The 20,854-nt window shown below is 59.3% G+C and carries 10 protein-coding genes, 1 pseudogene and 1 riboswitch; of the genes and pseudogenes, 8 read left to right on the top strand and 3 right to left on the bottom strand.

Features of this window, described 5'->3' with window-relative positions:
• Nucleotides 1–67 precede the first annotated feature (67 nt).
• Nucleotides 68–733: an ECF transporter S component gene (locus BW14_RS05140; protein WP_044088630.1), complete on the bottom strand. Its 666-nt coding sequence runs from the start codon at nucleotides 731–733 to the stop codon at nucleotides 68–70.
• 5 nt (nucleotides 734–738) lie between these two features.
• Nucleotides 739–891, bottom strand: a riboswitch (FMN riboswitch).
• Nucleotides 892–1,374: 483 nt separating this feature from the next.
• Between BW14_RS05140 and BW14_RS05135 the strand changes: the two are divergent.
• The 5 genes and pseudogenes from BW14_RS05135 (at nucleotide 1,375) to BW14_RS05115 (ending at nucleotide 14,096) form a co-directional block, all read left to right on the top strand.
• Nucleotides 1,375–9,505, top strand: a pseudogene (locus BW14_RS05135) (beta strand repeat-containing protein).
• 104 nt (nucleotides 9,506–9,609) lie between these two features.
• The gene (locus BW14_RS05130) at nucleotides 9,610–11,241 is read left to right on the top strand and encodes a SpaH/EbpB family LPXTG-anchored major pilin (protein ID WP_044088629.1); all 1,632 of its coding nucleotides are present in this window, start codon (nucleotides 9,610–9,612) and stop codon (nucleotides 11,239–11,241) included.
• A 107-nt stretch (nucleotides 11,242–11,348) separates the two neighbouring features.
• Nucleotides 11,349–12,314 carry a class C sortase gene (locus BW14_RS05125; protein ID WP_140489420.1) on the top strand — a complete coding sequence of 322 codons (966 nt, stop codon included), beginning with the start codon at nucleotides 11,349–11,351 and terminating at the stop codon, nucleotides 12,312–12,314.
• The gene (locus BW14_RS05120; RefSeq protein WP_044088627.1) at nucleotides 12,298–13,035 is read left to right on the top strand and encodes a prealbumin-like fold domain-containing protein; all 738 of its coding nucleotides are present in this window, start codon (nucleotides 12,298–12,300) and stop codon (nucleotides 13,033–13,035) included. Before BW14_RS05125 ends, BW14_RS05120 begins: the two co-directional genes overlap by 17 nt.
• A gap of 38 nt (nucleotides 13,036–13,073) precedes the next feature.
• Nucleotides 13,074–14,096: a glycosyltransferase family 2 protein gene (locus BW14_RS05115; protein WP_375137531.1), complete on the top strand. Its 1,023-nt coding sequence runs from the start codon at nucleotides 13,074–13,076 to the stop codon at nucleotides 14,094–14,096.
• A gap of 270 nt (nucleotides 14,097–14,366) precedes the next feature.
• On the opposite strand, the gene BW14_RS05110 is transcribed toward BW14_RS05115, so the two are convergent.
• Entirely contained in the window at nucleotides 14,367–15,152 is a 786-nt protein-coding gene (locus BW14_RS05110; protein ID WP_044088624.1) for a nitroreductase family protein, read from the bottom strand.
• A gap of 231 nt (nucleotides 15,153–15,383) precedes the next feature.
• On the opposite strand from BW14_RS05110, the gene ppgK reads away from it, so the two are divergent.
• The 3 genes from ppgK to BW14_RS05095 all read left to right on the top strand — a co-directional run bounded on the left by ppgK (nucleotide 15,384) and on the right by BW14_RS05095 (nucleotide 18,512).
• Nucleotides 15,384–16,151: a polyphosphate--glucose phosphotransferase gene (gene ppgK / locus BW14_RS05105; RefSeq protein WP_140462522.1), complete on the top strand. Its 768-nt coding sequence runs from the start codon at nucleotides 15,384–15,386 to the stop codon at nucleotides 16,149–16,151.
• Nucleotides 16,152–16,406: 255 nt separating this feature from the next.
• A complete protein-coding gene (locus BW14_RS05100; protein ID WP_044088621.1) occupies nucleotides 16,407–17,615 on the top strand; it encodes a pyridoxal phosphate-dependent aminotransferase in 1,209 nt (402 codons plus the stop codon).
• Nucleotides 17,616–17,717: 102 nt separating this feature from the next.
• A complete protein-coding gene (locus BW14_RS05095) occupies nucleotides 17,718–18,512 on the top strand; it encodes an energy-coupling factor ABC transporter ATP-binding protein (protein ID WP_044088620.1) in 795 nt (264 codons plus the stop codon).
• A gap of 35 nt (nucleotides 18,513–18,547) precedes the next feature.
• Here the strand turns inward: BW14_RS05095 and BW14_RS05090 are convergent, their stop codons facing one another.
• Entirely contained in the window at nucleotides 18,548–20,725 is a 2,178-nt protein-coding gene (locus BW14_RS05090) for a hypothetical protein (RefSeq protein ID WP_140489440.1), read from the bottom strand.
• Between the last annotated feature and the right edge of the window lie 129 nt (nucleotides 20,726–20,854).

Genomic DNA, 20,854 nt, shown 5'->3' with positions numbered 1-20,854 from the left:
GCCTTCATATACAGTTTGATGCGCCACGGGCTATTGCGGCTCATGACGCATCAAACGGAGCGTGGATTCACTGCTGCTTGGCGAGCAGGTTGGAGATCGGCTTGTAGATCAGGAAGGTCACCACAGCGTGGATCGCCATCTTGGCCACGTTGAACGGCAGCAGGATCGGCAGGATCATCGCGGCCACAGCCTGCACCGTCATATGTGCGTAGATCGGCGTCACCACGAGGTTGCCGAGGAGCGCGGCCACAATGGCCAGCACCGCGCCGACCAGAATGCCGATAAGCGCGCCCTTGCGAGTGCGGTTCGCGCGGTAGATGAACGAAGCCGGCACGGATAGGCACAGCGCCACGAGCACCGCCATCAGCGTGCCCCACGGATCGGCGAACAGATGTGGTACGAAGCCGAGCACGGAGACGATCGCGGCTGCGGAGGGGCCGAAGGCGAAGCCGGCGATCAGGCATACGATGCCGGACGGGTCGTACTTCAGCCATGTGACCGGGGTGATCGGGAATTCGATGAAGCTGGTGACCATGGCCAACGCCACGAACAAGGCGTACATGGCGATGCGCTTGGTGGACCAGCGGCCGGAATCGGCCACACCGGTCGAATGCGAGCCGAGCTTGGCGTTGGAGACGTCGCCGGCGGCGGAACCTGAATCCGAACCAGCCCCCTGCGCCTCAGGCGCGACGGAACGGACAACCTGCATGCGAATACGCGAAGAAATGCTCATGTGAGCCCTCGTTTCTTCCATCCGGACTGTAACCGTTGGCTTCGGATTCTCACCGAATCGGCCGCTTTCGCGGGTCGCGGGCTCGCCTGCATTTCCGTTATGAATCCCGGATGCGGCATCACCGCCAGTAAGGAATTGCACCTTCCCTGAAACTGACAGCCAATATTCATACGCCATAGGGCGTACAGATGCAAGCGCTGTTTCATTTCGCCTGATAGCGATACGAAAACAGGGGGGAAGCACCCCCCGAAATGTCGGCGTGTCTACGTTGCGGGCATTGTTTCATATGTTCATTTTTTGTTGCTGTGAGCGATAACGATACAGTTCGATACTGTTCGTTTTCGGTTGATGCCGGGTCGGAAACCCAGTAATCACGCCATTGTGCAGTGTTCGCACCATCACGGTGATTGTTCGTTTCTGCATCGTGTATTGAGACAGTTCAGTCGCCTATGCCCAATTATTAAGTCCGGGGGGGGTAATTATTCGGTGTAATTTCACGAATCGTTCACTGCGCCGTAGGGAGAGGTGAGAAGATGCGCGTAGGACCGGTTGTTTCTAGGTCCAAGGGTTCCGCGAAGGCGGGGGGTGCGAAGCACGCCCCAACGGGTATTCGAGTCATTGCCGGTGTATTGGTTTCCGCAATGACGCTCACCTGCGCAATCCCAGCTGCTTATGGTCAGACTTCCGCAGGTTCTGCGGTTTCAGGCTCCTCTTCAGGAGTCACCGTGATTTCCAATGGTGCTGTGGTCACGGATTCCACCATCGTGTCCGCTGCGGAAACACTGCGACGCACATCAGGTGACGGCAACGATACTGCAACTGCTCAAACGTCATCTTCTCAAATATCTGAGATCGGGCAGTTCCCCTCTGACGCGCACTCCGCATTCACCACGAGGACCATTCTGGATGCCGGCGATGATTCCGCCGATACGCAGTCGGCCGATGATACCGAAGCCGACCATGCCCAGACCGACAATGCCGACAATGCTGCGTCCGATGATGCCGTTGGGTCCTCCGGCGCGACCGAGCCGGCGCGAGCGGTCGCTGATACGTTAGGCGGCCGAGACTACGCAGGACAGGTCACGAAGGAGATCGGCGGTAAGACCTACATCTTGATCGGCAATGAGCAGCAGTTGCGCGCCATAGGTTCCGGCAAGAAGGTCGTTGGCGGCACTGTTTATCAGGTTCCGCAGAAGGTAGTCAATACAGGAAGTGTGCTGCTGCCAAAACTTGAGTGGCAGGATGCCGGCGATGAATCGGTGGCGTATGCCGGTGATGCCGATTTGGCTGATAACGATACATTGCGTGACGAGAATTTCGATGACCATGATGGCGGTCTCAGCCTTATTCTTGGTTCCACTCGAACCAAATACTTCGTCAAGGACGCTCATGGCAATCGTCTGGACGTGACAGACGGCACATATGGCCCCAATACCGGCTTGAGCTACGCCTCGGATGGGAACTACATCATCTTCCGCGATATCGATCTGTCCCGTAATGCCGCTGATCAGAACAGCACGGACTGGTCACCGTTGATGTTCTCCGGGACCATGCTCGGCGCGGTAGTCGCCGACGCCGCGACAGCCGGCGCTCTATTCGATGTGATTGATGCGGATGGCCCCGGTGTAAAGAACAACCCCGCTAAGCCGGTTATCGCTCATGTTGTGGTGAATCAGCCCGAAGGCAACCTCGATGTGGACAAGCAGCAGGGCATCGGCTTCTTCGCGTCGATCACGAGCACTTCGAGCATCACGAACAACGGCAACAACAAAGGTGGTGTGCAGAGCCTGGGCACGGTCACGGTCGCCAATCTGAAGCTTGACGATGTGACCGTGAGCAACAACGCCACGGTCGCTCACGTGGATGAGACACTGGTATCTGCTCTGCTCAAGTTGGTCGGCTTGCTGCTCAAACCACTGGGCCTTGGTCTGGATGAACTGCTCACCGTGCACAAGAACAACCCGTCCAATTTCGCGACCGGTGCGTTCGCAGGTCGTATCTATGGTGATGTCAAGGTGACCGGTTGCGAGGTCGCAGACGCCACTGTCGCGAATGTCAAAGGGATGACCGGCGGATTCGCCGGCTACGTTGAGGGTGCAACCCGGTACGATATCGCTTCGGAGTCGCTGGGCACACTCATTACGGTGCTCACGGATATTCTGAACGTGATTCCATTTCTGGGCTTGGGCGACCTTGTCGACTGGCTGCTCGGCAGCACGTTGGGCCTGAACGCTTTGGTGCCGGTCGGCTACTACAACCCGGAGATCTCCGACTCGCATGTGGTGAACTTCAAACAGAACACTGTGATCGGCAATGATGATTCGGATTATGCAGGTGGATTCGTCGGTGCGCAGATCGGCGCGATCATTGAACAATCCTCAGTGACCAGTGAGAACGCGTTTTCCGTGAAGGCCGGGAAGTATGCAGGTGGATTCGTCGGCGTGAGCCGCAACGGTGAAGTCGGCGGTCTGCTTGGATCATTGGGCATCACGATTCTTTCCGCATTGCGCCCGCAAAGCCTCATCGAAGAGTCGTCCCTTAGTGTGACCGGCGGCCAGGGCCTGGTGGAGATTACCGCAGAAAACTATGCGGGCGGATTCGCAGGGCGCTTGGCGAATGCTTATGCGATCAATGATTCCTTGAGCGCAGCTGTGAATGTCGTCGCTACGGCATCCCATGCTGGCGGTTTTACCGGTCGAGCTTCGGCCGGCTGGGGTTTGGAAGCGGGCACCGATTCGGATGAGAAGCTCTCCGATACCTCTTTGGTCAAAAACCTCACGACTATCCTCACCAAACTGCTTGGCACCAATCCCGACGGCGCCGGCGCTTTGCTGACCATCGCCGGGGTCAATCCGTCCGTTGTCCTTGGCGCGCAGATGGACGGCGACATCACCGTCACCTCTCAGGGTGACTACGCCGGTGGTCTTATAGGCGATGGCTCGGGCACGATTATCGCCGATTCGACTCAGGAACGTATCGCAGATCTGTCATTCTGGAAATACGACAGTTCACGTGCCATCCCGCAGCAGCGTTCAACTGTCGTCAAAGGGTTGCGTTCGATCCAGGCTGATGGTTCATATGCAGGCGGCATTGCGGGCAATCTTCAGCCGACCACTGTCGCCGGCTTGCTGAACAGCGTCGTGAAAATCGGCGACTTGACCATGCTCCAGAAATTTGATCAATTCGCGCCATTCACCGTTGACAACGTGACCATGCAAGGCATTCAAGACGGATGGTCGGTGAAGGCGGGCGACTATCGGGCTGGCGGTGCAATCGGTTGCGCTACCGGTGGTGATATCACCAACACGAATCTGAGCGCAGTAACCAGTGTGGAAGCACGGGGAGAAGCTGGCGGTTTCATCGGTTTTTCCGGCCCGGGAGACACCGTTGGGGCGAACAGCCTGAACCTTCTCGGCCTGGTCAAACTGTCCGGTCTGCTTTCGGTCGCCGAATACTCCTCTGTCGAAGTGACGCAGTCCAATGTGGCCGGCATCGCAAGCGGCTTCACCGTTCAGGCGACAGGCAGCAACACCAACGGTGAAACCAACACCTATGCCGCAGGCGGTTTCTACGGTCAGGCGAACAGCACGAAAACCCGTGAAAGCCATGTTGCGAACCTCAAGTCCGTCATCGCAGACAGCACCATGTCGGACGGCATGGCCGGCGGTTTCGTCGGCTATTCAACAACCGGTGGCCTGGCGGAAGCCGTCAGCGATTCCGATGATTCGGATGCGCTGAAGAATCCGCTGACCGGTTCGCTCATCTCCATCGACGACCTGCTTGGCGCAGTGCCGTATCTGATCCCGGACTACAAGGACACCACCGTGTCTTACGTGAACGGTGGCTATGTGGAAGCCGATACGGCTGGCGGTTTTGCAGGCGACCTGCAGAGCGGCAAAGTCAACCAGTTCTCCAGCAAGGAACTGGAAGACATGGCGATGCAGGCTATTCAGACGCGTGTCGCTGCAGACGATTACGCCGCGGTCATCAATCTCGACCATGTTGCCGGCGGCGCATATGCAGGCGGCTTCGGCGGCAAGGTGGTATCCGGCGCGCTTGCCTCTGCCGGCAAGGGCGGCATCAGTCTGCTCGGCAAACTCGGCACCGTGCAGTTGAACAATCTGGTGGATTTGGTGCAAGGCTACGTGCCGTACATCTCGTATGCCTCAGTGAAAAGCGATGCGACAACGGTAGCAGCCGATGCCAGCGGCAATGCCATCAGCGATCCGAAGAACCCGGGCCTCGTCGTTTCCGCTGACCGTCTCGATCAGACTGATGCGCAGTCCGGTTCCGCCGGCGGTTTCATAGGCTACGGCTCCGGCGTGCAGGTTTCTCATTCCAATGTGACGCAATTGCGCTACACCAAGGTCACCGAGCCGAAAGCTCTCGAAGGTGCCGACGGGTCGTCATACTTCGATACCGCCAAGAGCGCGTATGCGATTGACGGCAAGCGTTACGCCGGCGGCTACATCGGCAAGATGGACATCGGCTCCGCCGCCTCCGTGGGCAATGGCCTGAGCCTGCTCGGCCAGAACCTGACGCTCGACGGTGTGGCAAGCGTGCTCTCGGTGGTGGTCTCCACCATCGAACACTCCGACGTGACCGGTGACGCCGCCGGCTATTCGGTCATCGCCAGCGACACAAGCGAACAGAATACGGTTGTCGGCGGTGGCACCGCCACTCCAGGCAGTGCGGATAATCCTCTTGGAGAAGCCGGCGGTTTCGCCGGCCGTGTGATGGGCGGGCATATCCAGGATTCCAATTCCCATAACTTCGCCTATATCATCGGTCAGATCACGGCAGGTGGCTATGCCGGTGGAATCGCGCCGGGCGATGCGGCGGACATCCTTGGAGAGCATTCCTCGATACTGTCCGGACTGGTCGATACCGATGAGGCTCTTGCGTCCGTATTGCAGGACTTCGTGCCGACGATTCGCAACTCCTCCACGGACGCGGTGCCATGTGGTGCCGCGATTCGCGCGCAAGCCGTTTCGGAAGCGGGCATTCGCCGTGGTATGGCTGGCGGTTACGTGGGCCACAATGAAGGCGGACACATCTGGGGCAACAACAGCTCCAGCTGGAAAAGCGAGAACGACGACAACGGGTATAGCGGACCCAAGCGCAAGGCATATGCCGCGCGTATCCGTTCGGTGTATGGTGCAGAACTCGCCGGTGGCTTCACCGGGTTCATGGAATCGGCCGATACCGCCGAAACCGGCAATCTCAGCCTGCTGTTCGGCCTGATCAAGGTCAACAATCTGCTGGGCGCCTTGAAGATGGCGTATCCCACCGAAGAGCATTCGGAAGTCACCGGCCCCTTGCGCAATCTCGACCTCGACACGTGGCAGGCATGGGTGAAAGCCGTAGGCATCAATGGCGCATACGGTAAGGAATTCGCAGAGCTCATCAAGAACTCCGACACCATCACCTCCACTGGTCAGCTTGACGGATACATCTATGGTTTCAATGTGGTGGCAGGCCGCAGCGAATACTCCAATGATGCCGATCTGCTGGATTCCGGCGTAGCAGGAGGTCATGTCGGCCTGATGCGTACGGGCACCATTACCGATGGCCAGTCGCTGGACGTGAAAGCCGTGTCCGCCATGCGTGCGGCCGGCGGCTACGCGGGCACCATGGAATCCGGTACGGCGGCCCAGTTCGGCTCCGTGCAGCTGCTGGGGGAGAAGGGCCTGAACCTGAGCTTGGCCCAGCTGCTTGGCGTGGCCGAGGTGTTTGTCCCTGTCACCAAATCCTCCAGCGTGAATGGCTACCGCAAGGGCATGAAGGTCGAGGCCACAGGTACGGATATCACTCATGGCACTGGTAATGCCGGCGGCTATGTCGGTTTGGCGGTCGGTGCCCAGATCTGGGGCGACCGCGACGCCAATGGCAATACGCTGGCCGATGGCACCGAGGCGAGTGCGGCTGCCGGTGCGAATGTGACCAATCTGCGTAAGGTCTCCGGCCGCAACAATGTGGGCGGTTATGTGGGCATCGCCACATCCGGTTCGGTTGCCGACGTGAATACCAATGCATCCAGCGGATTCCTCCAGGGCGTGATCGACCAGCTCATTCAGGACGTCAACCCTGGCGGTCTGATCAATGTGCTGCAGGCCACCGTGGTGACCATTCGCGGTGCACATGTCAGCGCGGACAGCAGCGACTGGGGTTATACCGTTGAGAGTGCTTACACCGATGAACAGGGCGATATACAGTACGCCATCAATGCCGGCGGGTTTGCCGGCTCGTTGCAGGCTGCGATTCTCGGAGACAAGGATTCGGCCAAGGGCACAGGAACCGCCGCGGACGTATCCAAGGATCCCGCTGCAGTAACCGTATCCGACCTGCGTGCCGTAGAAGGCGGCCAATACGCCGGTGGCTTCTTCGGCCTGGCCGACGTATCCAGCGTGGCATCGGTCGGCGGCAACACCGCCGGCACGGGTGACGACACCAACCTGGTGCTGAAACTGCTCAAGGTCGGCAATATCGGTGTGCTGGAAGCCTTCCGCGTGTTCATCTACGACGGTCGCGTGGCCGGCGTGCCGGATGGCATTCAGGTCAACGCGCATACGGCCCAAACCTATGGCATGCTCGATAGCACGCGATTCACCGGCGCGGCCGGTGGCTTCGGCGGCGGCCTGATCAATGGTTCGGTGAAGAAGTCCACGGTCACCAACCTCAATAGCGTGACCGGCCTGAACTACACGGGTGGTTTCATCGGCCATCTCGGCAAGTCAGGCACAGTGAGCGCCGACAAGGTGACAGCCGCCGATTCCGTACTCGCCGGATTGACCGCCGGCGTTATGGACATCTGGGGTTCTCATGTGGAGGATTCCTCGGTTGCTGGTATCAGCGCAGGCTTTACCGTCACCGCTACACATAACGGTGAGGACTATGGCCGTGATGAATCGTTGACTGATGCCACTCATCGCAAGGGTGAGGAGATCGCCGCAGGTTTCACCGGTTATGCCGACCTTTCCCGCATCTCAGGCAGTTCGGTGACCAATTTCAAGAAGGCATCGAGCGGCGAACTCGCCGGCGGTTTCGCCGGACAGACCACGAAAGCGTATCTGGTGGACGCCAAAGCGAACTCCGCGCTGGTGAATCTGCTGGTCAAGTGGATTATCAATCCGCTGCTCAAACTCCTATACGTCGAAAAGATCGAGAATATCGGCAACAATCTGAGTCATTATAAGGACCAGTTGTTCGGCCCATTGACCAAGTTCATCGATCTGGAGCTGTTCACCGACGGCAATGCATTGTATGTCAACCTGCTTGGGCTGAAGATCGGCGTTGCCCTCGATAAGACCGGCACGGACACCGAAGACACCGCATACATCTTCATTGGCGATTCCAAGATCAGCGTCGGCTGCTCGAAGGATGGCGTCGACCCTGATTCCGTCAGCAATATCAACGCCCAGCTGATCAAAGCCAATCGCACGAAGATCGCAACCTCTTCGGTGCAGGGCATCGCCGACGGCTATGACGTGTTCGGCGGAGACGCCACCCAAGGGTCGGACGGTACCGGCGCGACCGGTTACGCAGGCGGCTTTGTGGCCGTGAACGACGAGGGTCTGCTCGAAGACAACGACATGACTTATGCGGATACGATTCGTGGCGCTTCCGGTCTGGTCGGTCCGTTCTCCGGCAGGACGAATCTCGAATCCGTATACGACTTCAATACTGTGCATGGTATCGAAGGCAACGGCAACACCTACCACATCTATCGTGATGTGCCGGAGACGTGGTCGTATGCGTTGACTGCCGAACGCAAGCAATTCACTTACGGATCGCACATGGACAATGCCACAAAGGCTGATGGTACGGCGAGCGGTACCGCAGGCGTGCTCACGCTGAACCTGAACCGTTATGACGTGGCTCATCTGGCTGAGAATACCGTAATCAAGCAGTTCTCCGACTACACGGACGCCGTGATGGCTAACAATGTGGGCGGCTCGAATACTGGAACGTCGTCCACGGGCGTCAAGAACGAGGCCGCGCCGCTCGGCGTGTACGTGTCCGACGCCAAGGCCGTGCTCATGCTCGATGCCGCAGTCGAAGACAACAACGGCGGCTTCACCCCCCGAGCCGGATGACGGCCAGGACCCTTGCGGCAAGGATGGTTGCCAGACCGTGGACCTCACCCTGCAGAAGGTGTGGAAGGATTACGGCCGTGTGGCACGACCGGATGCCATCGCATTGAAGATCACGGCAACGTACACCAACGACGCGGGGGAGAAGGTGACGCCGGACTCCATTCAGTGCTTCGACGGTGATTGCAATGCCGTGGAACAGCCGAATGGCTGGACCGTCGTATTGGATTCCTCCGACGGCGCTCTGTGGAGCAGCACGTGGCGCAAGAAGATCACCGGTCTGCCGGTGGCCTTCAAGGACGATGCCGGCAACCTGCACTACTACACGTACACCGTTTCCGAAACCTGGATGATGTTCGGCACAGGCGATATCACCCAATGCACGACATCGGTCGGAGCCGATGCCAAGGAAGGCTGCAAGACGCCTGCCGATGCCGGCTACTCGGTCTCGGTGTCATACGCCGCAGATCCGAACAACACCACAGGCGAAGGCAACAAGGAGTATGTGGCCACGGTGACGAACTCCGTACCTCTGCCGGAAACCGGCGGTCAAGGCACGGCATGGTTCGTACTGTTCGGTCTGCTGTTGCTCGGTCTCGGTACCGCATGGTATCTCCGGGCGAATTCGAGCGGCACAACAACGCCGCCTCGCCGACGTGGACGCCACGCAACCGCATAATCGCAAGATTTCCCGCAGCTTCGGCTGCGGGCCAACCAATATCAGCCAACGTCGTTTCCCGAAACAGAAGGTCGGGAAGCAACAACAGAAGAAAGGAACCAGTGATGAACTCACTGACCAGGAAGCTTGCGGCAGGCGTGATTGCCGCGGCCACGATGCTCGGCATCGCAGGCCTGGGAGCCACCACCGCCAATGCTGCGAATGCTTCTGACGGCGTGATCAAGATCAGCAGCTCCAGCGCGGAGTTCAACGGCAAGACCGTCACCGCCTACCAGATGTTCACCTATGACAAGGAAGCCGTGGACAATGGTACGGCCACCAACGGCGGCTATGCGCTGATCGACAGCTGGGATGCGTTCTTCAAGGCCAAGGCCACGGACTTCGGTCTGACCGATGTGACTGACGACAATGTCGATCAGAAGGCATACGACTACGTCTCCGGCCTGAATGATACCGCTGTGGTTACGTTTGCCAAGACGGCATCCGATTGGGCCAAGACCAACGATGCGACTCTGAGCGGTGCTAATCTCAAGTACACTGCGACTGCCGCCGTTGATGGCGCCAAGTACACTGCCACAATCGAGAACCTGCCGTATGGCTACTATGTGGTCAGCCCGCAGGGCGGCTCCACCGATACCACGAAAAAGCGCGGTACCGACGCCATCCTGCTCAATGTGAAGAGCAACACCGCCGTGGAGCAGGAACTGAAGTCCACGTATCCGACCGTGGAGAAGACGGTTGATGGCGATAACCACAACAGCGCCCAGATCGGCGACACCGTGAACTTCAAGCTCGCCTCCACCGTGCCGGATATGGCCGAGTACACCAAGGGCTACACCTTCAACTTCTCCGATACCCTGTCCAAGGGCCTTACGCTGAATCTGAATGCCGCGGGCGATGCCTTCGAGCCGGTCGTCAAGATCGGAACCACGACTCTCACCAAGGGTACCGATTACAACACCACCTATTCCGTCGACCAGACCACCGGTAAGACCACTCTGACCGTCGAGATGATCGACTTCCGCAATCTGCATCAGAACGATGCAGGCAAGGCCATCACCGTCGAATACTCCGCGACCCTGAATGAGAATGCGGTCGTCGGCGGTACCGGCAACGACAACACCGCCAAGGTCGAGTACAGCAACGACCCGATCGAAGGTGGCACCGGTGAATCGCAGGAGGACAAGACCTACACCTACGACTTCAACTTCGGCATCGACAAGGTTGACGCCGAGGATTCGAACACGAAGCTCGCCGACGCCCAGTTCGAGCTGCAGGATTCCACTGGCACGAAGATCGAACTGGTGAAGGTCAATGACAACACCAACACCTTCCGTCCGAAGACCGCTGCCGATACTACAGCCGCCACCGATGAGGATGTCAAGACCGACGCCGCTGGCGCTCTGAACTTCACCGGTCTCAAGGAAGGCACCTACAAGGTCGTGGAGACCAAGGCTCCTCAGGGCTATAACAAGCTCACCGCTCCGATTGAGGTGGTTATCACCGCCCAGTACGATGCAGAAGGCAAGCTGACCGAATGGGGTGTCCACAAGTCCGGTGACGCCTACGCTAAGGACAATACCACCATCACCGTCCAGAACAATAAGGGTCTCGAGCTGCCCTCCACCGGTGGCATGGGTACAGCCCTGTTCACCGTGTTCGGCGTGCTGATCGTGGCTCTGGGCGCCGGCTGGTACGTGAAGTCCAACCGCAAGTCCTCCAAGCACGCTGCCTGAGCCAGTCACGGGCTCTTTGATCGTGGGAATACCGCAGGCTCCCCTCGTTGAGGGGAGCCGTCCCGCGCAAGCGGAGTGAGAAGAGCCCCAAGACAATAGGACAACACATGAAGAAGCTGCGCGGCATTGCGCCACTGCTGGTCATCGCGATAGGACTGTCTGTCCTGTTCTATCCGACAATCAGCAATGTCCTCGTCATGAAGAACGCTTCGCGTGCGGTCACCAACTATGATGCCGCCGCGCAATCCATCTCAGATGAGCAGTATCAACAGATGCTGGCTGCCGCGCACGCCTATAACGAACAACTGGCCTCGAGCAATGCCGAGGCTACGGATGCGCTTGCATCGGCTGTGAATACCGAATCCGTCAATAAGGAATACAACAGCCTGTTGAATCTCGATGGCGACGGCATGATGGGATACATCACCATCCCACGGCTCAAGGAAACCATGCCCATCTACCACGGCACAGCGGAAAAAGTGCTGCAAGTCGGCATTGGCCACCTTGAACAGACCTCACTGCCGGTCGGCGGCGAATCGACGCACGCGGCGCTTTCCGGCCATCGTGGACTGCCCACGGCCAAACTGTTTACCGACCTGAATCTGATGAAGAAGGGCGACCGTTTCTACATCAAGATCCTCAAAGACACCTACGCCTATCAGGTCGATAAGATCACCACAGTACTGCCCACGGACACCAAGGAACTCGCCATCGAACCCGGCAAAGACCTGGTGACTCTGATCACCTGCACACCGTACGCGGTGAACACGCACCGACTGCTCGTGCGTGCCCATCGCATCCCCTACACGCCCGAACAGGCCGAGGAGTCCAAGCCGACGTTCCGTGTGGATATCCCTCTGCAATACCTACTGCCATCCATCGGACTTATCACATTGCTCGCCGGATGGACCATATGGCGACACCGAACGCAGCGTCGTGCAGCGGCTGCCGTTCATGACAATGCCGGCAATACCTCGGCGTCGGCGGCACAACAACGTACAGAACCCTACCACGACACCACCATAGACGAAACACACAGGAAAGGACGGGCCAGACATGGCAGACATGCATAACAGCTTGGGCATCGCGACACGGCGCATGCTCGGTGCAATCAGCGGTCTCGCCGTCATCCTGTCCCTGATGGTTGCAGGAATCGCCACTGCTGCCATCGCCCCGCAAGCACAGGCAGCCAGCGTAGGCAGCCTCACCATCGATGCGGTATGGGATCGCGGTGAAGCCGATGCTGCACCGCTCGCCGGCGACACCTATTCCATAGTGCGCGTGGCATCCGTGGACTTGGACGATGACGGGAACATCGCGGACTTCCATATGCTTGACTCGTTCACACAGTTCGATCAGAACTGGGGGAGCATCACCTCATCGCAATACCATGACGCGGCTGCCAAGATTTCAGCTTACGTGAAACAGCACGATCTGTATGCACAGTCCGCCACCACCAATGCAAACGGCAAGGCGCTTTTCGCCGGATTGCCGCTTGGCCTCTATCTGGTGGAGCGTACAGGCGTGGCCGATGCCAATGCGTCGTATGACTGTGATCCATTTCTCGCGGCAGTACCCGGCAGCGACAATGGTGCCTCATTGCTGGACGTTACCGTCGAGCCCAAATTCAGCGAGCAGAGTACGGTGACACCTCCGACGAATAAGCCCGCACCAAAACCGGAAACGCCAGCCGACACCGGTTCGGCAGTCAGGTCTATCGCCATCGCGGCCATCGCACTGGCCGTGATCGCCTTGCTGATCGGCGTCTATCGCCATCATCGAGTGGAGCTCTGAACACTATCTGTGTGAGCATGGAAGCAAGTGTGCATAGAATGGAACCCATGAGTGAAAAGCATGCCGTACAGCGAACCATCAACAAACTCGCATTGATTGTCACCACATACAAGCGCCAGCAGCTGCTCGAAGTGCTCTTCGATTCGATTCTCGCTTTGGAGCAGGCTCCGTGGCGCATCGTGATCGTGGACAACGAGCATTCCGACCGGACCGCGGATATGGTCAATGAACTCTCGGCCAAGGTGACTGGCCAGTGGGGGACCACTGTGGCCGACCTGTCCGGCAACGAGGAACGTGTGGTGTATGCCCCGCAGACCGAGAACCTGGGCGGCGCGGGCGGCTTCTCCGCAGGCGTCAAGAAGGCGTATGAGCTGGGTGCCGAATGGTTCTGGGTGATGGACGATGACGTCGCCGTGCTTCCGGACGCCATCGGCAAGCTCGCCAAGTGGACCGGAAGGCATGAAGTGATTCAGGGGTCCCGCTATGACTATGACGGAGGCCCGTTCTACTGGCAATATGACTTCATCGTGCCGCTCGGCATCCCGAATCCCATCGCCCCGGCCGCATTCGGCCCGGCCGGTTACCGTGTGATGGATACGCTCTGCTTCGAGGGCGGCCTGTTCAACCGTCGCGTGGTCAAGGCGATTGGCCTGCCCGACCCGCGGTTCTTCATCTACTGGGACGATACGATCTACGGCTACCGCGCCAGCAAGGTGACCAATCCGATTGTGGTGCCGGATGTGATCCTGCGCCGTACGCGCGAGATCGGCAACTGGGATATCGCCGGCGTGCGACAGCTCAACTCCACGTCGGACATGAACCGCTATCACATCATGCGCAATCGTGGCTATATGGCCCGATACTTCATGGTGCACGGTGACTTCCACCCGCTGATCTTCGGTGTCGGCACGGTGCTCACGGCGATCAAGGAAGTGATCCGCCTGGTGATGGTCGACCGCGAACATGTGAGGACCGGTCTCGTCAAGATCGCGCAGGGTTGGTGGGATTCCCGCAAGCTTCTCCACGATCCCGACTGGAAACCCATGCCGCCGCTGGCATGACGTTGTGTTGCCCGGACCTTCTTGGCTTATTTGGTTCTGGGCATATTCCTGCCAATTGTTCTGGGCATAGGTGGGTGAGATACGAAGTTCTGGGCATAATCCTAGGGATTGGAAGCCGTAAGTGGCTTCCTGGACGTGGGATTATGCCCAGAACCACATTTGAGGGTCTGTATTGTGTGGGATTATGCCCGGGACGCGCGCATTGCGACGCGCGCGTCCCGGGCATAATCGGAGGAGTCACCAGCCGGCTTGCGTGCGCGAGGCTGTCAACTACTTGTGGATGAACAGCCCGCCGTCACCCCACGCCCACTGTCCCTGACCGGCACCGATCTGGAAGTGGAGCTTGGCGATGCCCAGATCATTGAGCGCATAGTGCTCATCACCGGCAGAGGTGTCGATATGCGCGGCGGCGGTATCGTCATCCGGATTATAGGAGAAGGTGATCGGCTGCCGGTTCATGGCACTTGGCGCCTTCATCGCGGCCTCCACGCCGGCTTTGAACCAGTCCGGAGCCTGAGCACGAGTCGTGTCATCCATCGTGGCGGTGAACTGCTCATAGGTCTTCGAAGCGCGATGGGTGCGCTGACGCTCGCACAACTCGTCGTACGTCATGGACTGATACGCCAGACGGTTCTTGGGATAGCCGATCACCACGGCGAGCAGCAGCGCCTCATCCTTGGCGATTCGGCAGTGCTTGGCAGCCTCCGCCTTATCCCAGGAACCGGCGACCCAGAGCGTGCCCAGTCCGCGAAGCGTCGCGGTCAGCACCGCACGTTCCGCGTAGAACCCGGCTCGCTCCTTCGCCTGCTCGTCATCTTTCGGCGCCACTATCGCAATGTAGTTCGCCGCTCCGGTCAAATGCCCGGAAGCATTGGCTTCTTCGAACACCTTAGGCTGGTTGAGCACCAGCTGAAGGTTCACGTTGCCGAGCAGGTTGACCGGTTGCAGGGTCATATCAAGCTGTCGTGCCGCATCGTCGTCGATCGGCTCGCCATCATAGGCGCGCACTGCGGTACGGATATTGATCGCATCAATGAGTTGGTTATGTTCTGCCATGGCTCCATTATCACCCGTGTTCAGGTTTTTGTAAGGTGCGCAACGCCTGAGACACGTCGTGTCGTGTCTCAGAAGCGCCGGGTGCATCATGCGTCCACGGATTCGAGGTGCCGACTGACCACGTATCCGTCGGCACGTCAGGCAAAGCTGGTCGTGATCTTTGGCTTTGCGCTCAGGCGCGCGATAGACTAAGGGCGAACCATTCGACGTATCAGGAAAGGAAAGTCAACGATGATTGAAACCGCACAGGCGTTTGGCGTTGACATTGGCGGTTCCGGTATCAAGGCCGCCCCGGTGGATCTGGTCAAAGGCGATTTCGCCGAGCCGCGTCTGAAGATCCTCACCCCCGAGGTGTCCACTCCGCAGGCCGTTGCAGCCATCGTCAAGCAGCAGCTCGACCACTTCGAGGTGCCGGCATCCGCACCGGTCGGCATCGCCTTCCCGGCCCCGATCAAGCCCGGCAAGAAGCTCGACTTCATGGCCAATCTCGACCAGTCTTGGATTGGCGTGGACGTCACCGAGGTCTTCTCCGAGGCCTGCGGACGTCCAGTCGTCGTGGTGAACGACGCTGACGCCGCCGGTCTTGCCGAGGTGCAGTACGGTGCCGCAAAAGGTCAGGAAGGACTGGTCATCGCGACCACATTGGGCACCGGCATCGGCACCGCGCTGATCTACAACGGTCAGCTGATCCCGAACACCGAGCTGGGACACATCATCCTGAGCGCCAAGCATTTGGATGCCGAGAAGTACGCTTCCTCCGCAATACGCGAGAACGAGGATCTGGGTTACAAGAAGTGGGCCAAGAGACTGACCAAGTACTACGGTCTCATGGAGAAGTACTTCAATCCCGATCTGTTCACTGTGGGCGGCGGCGTGAGCCGCGTCAGCGAGAAGTTCCTGCCCTACGTGGACATCAAGACGCCGATCGTGCCCGCCAAGCTGCGCAATCAGGCCGGCATCGTCGGCGCAGCCTATTACGCCAGCACCAAGCAGGCGTAAGTCGTACTGCCACGTGCCACGCAAATGCAGATTCGTCTGAATTGCATTTGCGTGGCAGGTGACTGAACACCCTGAATGATATGAATGGCGGAATTCCGCCGATTGTGTGATGTACGTTGTGCCACACGAGTGCGAAATCGCTGAAAATGCGCTGGCGTGGCAATCACGCATGCCACGCAAATGCAGAATCGCCGGGAATGCATTTGCGTGGCACGGTCAGGCCGGATTCTATACCAGGCTCTATGGTGGAGAGGCATGACCGTGCATTTCTCCTCCCGCGTGAATGTCAGTGACCCGAATCCGATTGCGTTGGCCGAAGCCAAGGCCAAGGCGGACGGCGTCACGCTGGGCAAGCTCAATGACTCCAATCCCACGCGGCATGGGTTGGCGCCGGCACTGGTGCCGAGCGTGTACACCGCTGAGCCGCGCGGTCCGAAATCCGCGCGCACGGCTTTGGCGGCGTTCCTATCGGATCGCAATGCCGAGGATGCCGCGTCGCATGAGGCCCATATGGGCTATCCGAGGGTCGATGCAGACGACCTGTACATTCTGAGTTCCACATCCGAGGCGTATTCCTGGCTGATCAAACTGCTGTGCGATCCCGGCGACGCGGTGCTCGCCCCCAAGCCCGGGTATCCGCTCATCGAATCCATCGCCCGGCTTGAAGGGGTGGAAACGGTCGAATACCAGCTGCAGTTCGACGGTTCCTGGTTCCTGGACACCGCATCCCTCGCCGAATTGCTTGACGGTGAACACGGCAGCCGGATTCGAGCGCTGGTGTTGATCAATCCGAACAACCCCTCAGGTTCGTACATCAAACCGGACGAGCGCCGGCAGATTGTGAAACTGTGCGTGAAACATGGCGTGGCGCTGATCGCCGACGAGGTGTTCTTCGATTACAGCCTTGAGCCGTTCGCAGGTAACGCGCGGCTGGCGGGAGAGTCAGGTGTGCTGACGTTCGCGCTGGACGGATTCTCGAAGATGCTCGCCGCCCCCCACGCCAAGGTCGGCTGGATTCAGGTATCCGGCCCCAAGGATGATGTGGAACAGGCGAAGCGTCGTCTGGATGTCATCGCCGATGATTATCTGCCCATGAGCGATATCATCGCCGAACGCATCCCGGCACTGCTTGAGGCCGCGCCGGTCCAGACCGGGCGCGTGCGCGAACGGGTGCGGGGCAATCTCGCCCGGCTGCATGAGATGCTGAAAGCCGACCCGAATGGCCTGGTGAACGTCCTTCGTGCGGAAGGCGGATGGAATGTGCTGCTGCGTGTGCCTTCGGTCATCGACGAAAACGAATTGGTGCTGCGTCTCATCGCCGACTGCCGTATCACCGGCCAGCCCGGCTACTTCTTCGATATGACGTCCAACGGGTATCTGGCGATATCGCTGCTTCCTGAGCCCGCGGAATTCGAGCGCAACGTGCGTGCGGTACTTGACGTCACCGCACGCTTCATGGAGTGAATCATGCGGCGACGCCGGACACCTGACACTGGACACCATTCGAGGGCGGTGTCGTATGGCGGCTTCGGCTGCCGGTGATGAGCGGGGATTACAATAAGTGCTATGGGATTCTCATTGTTCAAGTCCAAGGAACTGCCGCGTCCGCAATCATTGACGTTTCGTCTTGAAGGCGCAGCTCATACGTACGATGACGGGCAGCTGGGGCTTGGTCCTACCACGCTGACCATCAGCGAGCGGCGCGTGGCGGTCATCGGTCTCAATGGCGCCGGCAAATCCACGTTGCTGGGATTGCTCGATGGGTCATTGAAGGCGACGGCCGGTGCCGTCGTGATCGAGGGTGGCGAGGAGCGGCTTGATCCGACGTCGAAGAAAGACGACAAACGCATCAACGATCTGGTCGGCATCGTTCGCCGCGAGGAGATCCCGAACAGCTTCTACCGTGCGAAGAACATCGCCGAAGCGGTATCGGAGGCTTTGAAGAAGCACAAGATCCCCGAAGGGGAGCGGCAGGCGCGCATCGGCAATCTGTTCGCCCATTTCGATCTGGCGCAGGTCTCGCGGGCGAAGGCCAGCGAGCTCGATTCCCTGAAGCGCCATCTGCTGGCCATAGCCGCCGCATTGAGCTTCGAGCCCAGTGCCATCGTGGCGGACGAGCCCAGCAAAGGGCTGGATGAAGTCGGCACCGCGCATGTGGCCAAGGCGCTGTTCAGCTATGACAAGCAGGTGGTGTTCGCCACACATGACACCGATATGATTCGCCGGCCCGAATACGCGATCGACCGCGTACTCGTCGTGGACGATCACAGTATTGTGTTCGACGGCACGCCGAACGATGCGGTGGCCTTCTATGAGCATCTGATTCGGGGCAAGTACGAGGCCGCCAAACAGCAGGAGTAGGCGTCCGGTGTGCCGGCTGGCCGCAGGGCAATGGGTCACAGCAGGGAGAACCATGAGGCCACGTCGTGCCACACCGTCGGATTGTTGTTGATCAGCGCATCATCGCGTGCCAGTACGAAACAGCTGAGCACTGCGATGGACAGCGTGAACAGTGTCAACAGCAATACAGTCCAGCGCATCAGCCAACGCCAAGGCGTCACATGGGCGATGCCGTCGCCCGAAGCGGCGTCGTTCGCCCCCGCCAAGGAGTGGCTGGGCTCCCTGCCATTGACCAGCCATAACGTCGCAGGTATCGAGGCCAACGCGAACAGCCAGCCGAAATCGGCGCTGTAACGCCAACCAAGACCGCCGACATAGGCGTCGAACACGATAAGTCCGCAAGCCAGCATCGGGCAGCCGATGAGCCAGGGCCGCAGACCATGCATCTCGAGATTGTTCATATATGGCAGCAATACGGCGAGCAGCATCACAGGCGTGGCGGTGAACAACGCGCCGACCATCACCTCGTAGTATCCCCACACGGGCATGGGAGCGGGGGAGATGGCAAGCCAGGGGAACTGCGGAACGAATCGCAAGGGCAGGAACAGGTAATACCATATGGACGATGGCATGTCCGCCATGGGCGTGGTGTACCGCGTCATATCGGACACGGTGAACTGATACGCGTTGCCGAAGTTGAACAATGAGCCGAACCTCGCATGGTTCCACGCCATAAGAGGGGCCACGACCGCAATGGCGGGAACCAGCATGGCAAGGGGAGCGCGCAACGCCTTGGCCACACTGATGCGATGGTGCCGCAGCTCGCCGATCACGGCCCGGATCTGCGGCCAGAACAGCGGGAACGCCAGTAGCGCGGCAAGGGTGAACGTCGGACGGCAGCCGAAGTTCGCGGCAATGCACAAGGCTCCGGCAGCCAGTCGCGGCAACGACAGCGGCGCCGTGTCACCGGCACGCCAGCGGTCGACGGACAGCACCGGCCGTGCGGAAGTCTCGGCACCGAGCCAGAACCATAGTCCGAGCGATGTCAATGCCAGTGATGCGGCGAACGGCACCTGATAGAAATTCGTGCGGTACACCAGATATCCCGTCTGTGCTCCCAGCAGACCGGAGACCGTGGTCAGTGATGCCGCAGCCAGAGAGGTTCGCGGCATCACACGGTGAATCGTGCGGATCATCAGCATCGAGAAGAAGATGATGAACAGCAGCATCAGGAACTGTTCGGCGGCTCCGGTGGACAGCATTCGCCCGGTAATGAGGCGATACGGGGCGAACAGCACTGCAGCCGGAACCACACCGAAGTAGGAATACCAGTGTCCGTCATGGAACGCATAATCCCAGTAGATCGGGCTGACTCCGTCGCTCAGCAGTTTGAGACGGGTCGGCACATCATACGGCTGCTCGGCCTGCGCAAGTTCGCTGGGCACGTCTAGATCCAGCCATGGACGGCCGGCAATCAGGGAATCCGCCACATGCGCGTACTGGTCATAATCGTAGGTGTATCCGCCTGCGGTATGGAACACCATTGGCGAAGCGTAGATGATCTGCGCAATGATCGACCAGCCCAGAGCTATCGTCGGAATAGCCATCACCGCTGCGAATGCCAGACGCTGCCGGACACTGGCGGGATTCAGTTCGATGCGCCACAGCCTCGACCCCGGCCTCCACAGCGCCACCAGGGCCGACAGCAGTGCCATGACTCCGACACGTATCCAGTTGAAGGCAAACGGCACTTTCACGTTCGCACGCGCATCGCTCACCGGTATCACGGCGCCGCGCTCCTCTTGGATCCAGACACGGACCAGGCCCGCGCCGACTGCCTTGACATAATGGCTGCGTGTGGAGCTGGGGCTGATTGACTGCATGCGTCCGGTCGTATCACCGATATCCACGCGAACATGCACGGTGGAGGAGGGCATGGCGAGTTCCGTATCCCCCTGGGAATGGGATTGCCTGAGGGTCTTGTCCCGTACGGAGCTGATGGTGGCCGCATCGACCGTATCGATGCGGAGGAAATCCGACGTGCCGTCCGCAGTCAATTCCAGATAGGCGTTGGTGGGATCGGTCACAGTCAGCATGCCGTCGCTGCTTCGGGTCAAGCCGCTGCCGAGCGCGTTATGCACGGCGTTGGTGTCGGTGCTTGCGCCAAGCGTGCGCCAGAACGGCATATTGAACACTATGCACTCCAAGGCGAGCATCACCATGGCCACCGCCATGATGGGAAGCAGGATGCGGCGAAGCCTTGACGCGATATGCGACGGCTGCGAATGGTGCGTCGTGGGGCTGGCTGCTGAGGAAAGGTCCATGGAATGCACGCCATTATTCTATAAGCTTTATGTCGGGCA

The organism is Bifidobacterium sp. UTBIF-68 (assembly GCF_006408855.1).
Lineage (GTDB): Bacteria > Actinomycetota > Actinomycetes > Actinomycetales > Bifidobacteriaceae > Bifidobacterium > Bifidobacterium reuteri.
Note: the sequence above shows the minus strand (reverse complement) of the source record. Positions and strands in the feature narration are given on the sequence as shown.

Excerpts from the sequence above, each read along its gene's own strand:
- BW14_RS05110 (WP_044088624.1), bottom strand. The coding sequence starts at position 15,152 with ATGGCAGAACATAACCAACTCATTGATGCGATCAATATCCGTACCGCA.
- BW14_RS05130 (WP_044088629.1), top strand. The coding sequence starts at position 9,610 with ATGAACTCACTGACCAGGAAGCTTGCGGCAGGCGTGATTGCCGCGGCC.
- BW14_RS05140 (WP_044088630.1), bottom strand. The coding sequence starts at position 733 with ATGAGCATTTCTTCGCGTATTCGCATGCAGGTTGTCCGTTCCGTCGCG.
- BW14_RS05095 (WP_044088620.1), top strand. The coding sequence starts at position 17,718 with ATGGGATTCTCATTGTTCAAGTCCAAGGAACTGCCGCGTCCGCAATCA.
- BW14_RS05115 (WP_375137531.1), top strand. The coding sequence starts at position 13,074 with ATGGAACCCATGAGTGAAAAGCATGCCGTACAGCGAACCATCAACAAA.
- ppgK (WP_140462522.1), top strand. The coding sequence starts at position 15,384 with ATGATTGAAACCGCACAGGCGTTTGGCGTTGACATTGGCGGTTCCGGT.
- BW14_RS05100 (WP_044088621.1), top strand. The coding sequence starts at position 16,407 with ATGACCGTGCATTTCTCCTCCCGCGTGAATGTCAGTGACCCGAATCCG.
- BW14_RS05120 (WP_044088627.1), top strand. The coding sequence starts at position 12,298 with ATGGCAGACATGCATAACAGCTTGGGCATCGCGACACGGCGCATGCTC.
- BW14_RS05090 (WP_140489440.1), bottom strand. The coding sequence starts at position 20,725 with ATGGCGGTGGCCATGGTGATGCTCGCCTTGGAGTGCATAGTGTTCAAT.
- BW14_RS05125 (WP_140489420.1), top strand. The coding sequence starts at position 11,349 with ATGAAGAAGCTGCGCGGCATTGCGCCACTGCTGGTCATCGCGATAGGA.